The organism is Sphingobium cupriresistens LL01 (assembly GCF_001046645.1).
In the GTDB taxonomy this organism is placed as follows: domain Bacteria; phylum Pseudomonadota; class Alphaproteobacteria; order Sphingomonadales; family Sphingomonadaceae; genus Sphingobium; species Sphingobium cupriresistens.
This window is the reverse complement of the sequence record NZ_KQ130449.1, coordinates 1-3,532: the sequence shown is the minus strand read 5'-3', so window position 1 is coordinate 3,532 and position 3,532 is coordinate 1. Positions and strand designations below refer to the sequence as shown.

The following is a 3,532-nucleotide window of genomic DNA, read 5'->3' as shown; positions in this document are numbered from 1 at the left end:
GATGATGGCGGCGACGAGCAGGTTGAGGCCGGAGGCGCGATAGGTCTGGTTCTCGAACCGCCGATCACGCAATTCGCCGAGCTGGTTGAAGAAGAGCGCGCGTGCGAGCGCGTTGCGGGCCTCGCCCTTGTTGAGGCCCGCCTGGGTACGCCGGCGCAGATCAATGTCGCGCAGCCAGTCGAGCATGAAGATCGAGCGTTCGAGGCGGCCCAGCTCGCGCATCGCGAGGGCCAGTCCGTTCTGTCGCGGATAGGCGGACAGGCGGCGAAGCATCGCCGAAGCGGTGGCGGTGCCGGTGCGTATCGATGTGGCGAACCGCAGCAGTTCATCCCAATGCGCCGCGACATGACCCAATGCGATCGGTTCGGCCGTCATGCCGGCAAGCAAGGGGCCGGCTTCCTGGCCGGGAAGGAGGTGCAAACGACGCTGCTTGATGTCGCGCAGGCGCGGCGCGAAGCGGTAGCCGAAGAAGGGCATAAGGCCGAACACATGGTCCGATGCACCGCCTGTATCGGTGTAGTGCTCCTCGATTGTCAGGCCGGTCTGCTGATACAGCAAGCCATCCAGCACATAGGGAGCTTCGCCGGCGGTCGCCGCGATTACCCGGGTCGCGAAGGGGTCATATCGATCCGAGACATGGGTGTAGAAGGCAACGCCCGGTTCGTTGCCGCTGCGCGCGTTGATGTCGCCGATTGCGGCGCCACGGCCCCCGGCATGGAATTGCTGTCCGTCGCTCGACGAGGTGGTGCCGTCTCCCCACAGCGCGGCGAGCGGCATGGCGCGATGGGCGTCGATCAGCCTTCCCAGCGCTTCACCATAGGCGGCCTCGCTGATGTGCCAGTCGTGGAGATGGGCGAGCTGGCGCAGGCTTGCGCCTCGGCAGGTTTCCGCCATGCGTGTGAGGCCGAGATTGATGCCATCGGCAAGGATGACGGTGAGCAGCGCATTGCGGTCGTCGGCCTCCCGGCCCGAACGCCGATGGATGAAGCATTCGCTGAACCCGGTCCAGGCATCGACCTCAAGCAGGAGATCGGTGATCTTCACGCGCGGCAGTCGGTCATAGGCAGCGCGACGGGCAATCTCGGTGGCGGGTGGCGTTGCCGCTTTCAGCGGCGAGATGATAAGGCCGCTTTCGTCAAGCCTGACCTGGGGCAGCTCGCCCTGTCGGGCGAGGACCGTCACCTGTTCGATCGCCGTGTCGAGCCTGGCGCGCCTTTCCTCGATATGACGATCGAAGTCCGTTTCGATGGCGAGCGGCAACGGCCCCTTCTCGCGAAGCGCGTCGAAGGTGGCCGGCGGGATGAGGTAGCTATCGAAATCGCGGAACTGGCGGCTTCCCGAGACCCATATGTCTCCCGCTCGCAACCGCTCCCGTAGCTGGGACAAGGCGCATAGTTCATAGGCGGCGCGATCGACGATGCCGTCCCGCAGGACGAACGGCCGCCATGCGGAGGGCACAAAGCGCAGCGGCACGCGATCAGGCAAGCGCCGTTTGCCGGTCCGGTATAGCTCCGCGATGATGGTAAGCGCCGACAGGAGTCCCTGCACCGCACCGGCGCCGCGAAATTCGAAGGTGTTGAGAAAGGCACCGGCAAAGAGCTTCACCGTGCGATGCCGCTCGATCAATTCAGCGGTGCGATCGACGGTTTCCGGTCGCCCGAGTACTTCGGCCCGCGCGACCGCCACGGCGAAGCGCTGCCAATCCAGCGCCTCGATCTGCGCCAGAGAGTCCACACCGTTGGTGCGCGCTTCGATGAGAATGCGGCAAGACCCTGTGAGCGTCCGGAGATGGCCTTGCAACTCGCGCACCGTCTTGAGGGCTTTGTCACGGGTCCGGTTCTCGGCGCGACGCGACATGCTGCCCAACAGCTTGTCGAACATCGTCAGGGTGGCATCGGTCAGGCTTTCCTCAAGACGGATGCCCTGCGCCGCCAGCGTCGCATGGCGGCGCAGGGCATTGAGTTCGCCAAGGTGCTGGGGTGTGATCCGGCTGCCTTCGTCCGCCAGCCTGTCAAAAGTCAAAGCCGGGATCATGTCGGCACGGGCGCGATCGAGATCCAGCGCGCGGATATGAGTGAGCCGTTCGATCAGGCGTAGGATGTTGCGCGCTGCCGGCGACTGTGGTGCATTGCGCAGCCAGGATAGCCATGTCGCGGCTTGCCCTGTTCGTCGGGCCAGCAGATCGTCCAGCCCCTGCAGCGTATCGGGCCGCAGGCCGTTCGTGAGCACTTCATAGGTAAGCTGTTCGGCCTGCTGGCGAGCACGCCGGAGTACCGCTTCGAGAACCGATGAAGAAGGCAGGAGGATCTGCCGGCGCCGAAGTTCGTCAACGATGACCCCCGCCATCTGGCCGGGGTGGACGATGGTCTGTGCGATCGGGATCGAGAATGCGACAACTTCGTGGAAAGCCTTGCGGTCGAAAATCCTGAACCCGTGCGATCGTCGGATTTCAACGAGATGTTCGCGACGGGTCTGGTCCCGATGGGCATAGTCCGCGAAGGCTTCGGGCGCGACGCCGAGTTGCTGCGCCACATAGGCGAGCACAGGAGCGGGCGGGACTTCACCCGCTTCCAGCGCACGGCCAGGCCATCTCATATAGAGTAGGAGCATCGCGTAGCCGAGCCGGGTGGCATCGCCGCGACGGCGGCCGACAATTTCCAGGTCGTCACCGGTCAGCGTATAGTGCCGCGCAATCTCGCGCTCATCGAGCGGCGCGCCATAATGCCCTGCCCAGATTTCCGCGCTCACCAGTCGCCGTCTCGCCAAGCACTATCTCCTTCCGCGTCCTTGTCCGTCAGACGGTCCTCTGGCGGCCAGCAGGAATATGTCCGTTAACTCTGGACCTATAACGGCGATTCGGACAAGATCAGATAATGATGGGAAAACGGACAGGATTGGGCTGCATGTGGCGTTGATCGGCTATGCGCGCGTCTCGACGGCAGACCAGAAGCTCTCACTCCAGCTCGACGCGCTGAACGCGGCCGGGTGCGACCGGATATTCGACGATCACGCATCTGGTGCAAAAGCCGATCGGCCCGGCCTGGCCGAGGCGCTCGCCTATCTGCGCAGCGGCGACACGCTGGTGGTTTGGAAACTCGACCGTCTTGGGCGCTCGATGAGCCATCTGATTGAGAAGGTCGGCGAGCTAGCGACGCGAGGTATCGGGTTCCGCTCGCTCACCGAGAACATCGACACCACCACTTCGGGCGGGATGCTGGTGTTCAACATCTTCGGCTCGCTTGCCCAGTTTGAGCGCGATCTGATCCGGGAGCGCACCCATGCAGGCCTCAAGGCCGCTCGCGAGCGAGGTCGCCCCGGTGGGCGGCGGCCAGTGGTCACACCTGACAAGCTCCGCAAGGCGCGCGAACATATCGCTTCCGGCCTCACAGTTCGCGAGGCCGCCGCGCGCCTCAAGATCGGCAAAACCGCCCTCTACAAAGCCCTCGAAGCCACGGAGAAGAACACAAAGTCCCAGCGTTCCCGGTCCGTTCGCTCTTAGCGTGCAGATAAGTCACTTTCGTGCAGTCACCCC

Annotated in this window: 2 protein-coding genes; one reads left to right on the top strand and one right to left on the bottom strand. The window is 64.2% G+C overall.

The features are described 5' to 3' along the window. Positions 1–2,766, bottom strand: a 2,766-nt coding sequence (locus V473_RS22655; protein ID WP_066609379.1) for a Tn3 family transposase, incomplete at its 3' end; no start/stop codon positions are given. A gap of 139 nt (positions 2,767–2,905) precedes the next feature. On the opposite strand from V473_RS22655, the gene V473_RS22650 reads away from it, so the two are divergent. Next, the gene (locus V473_RS22650) at positions 2,906–3,499 is read left to right on the top strand and encodes a recombinase family protein (RefSeq protein ID WP_013039114.1); all 594 of its coding nucleotides are present in this window, start codon (positions 2,906–2,908) and stop codon (positions 3,497–3,499) included. The last annotated feature ends 33 nt before the right edge of the window (positions 3,500–3,532 follow it).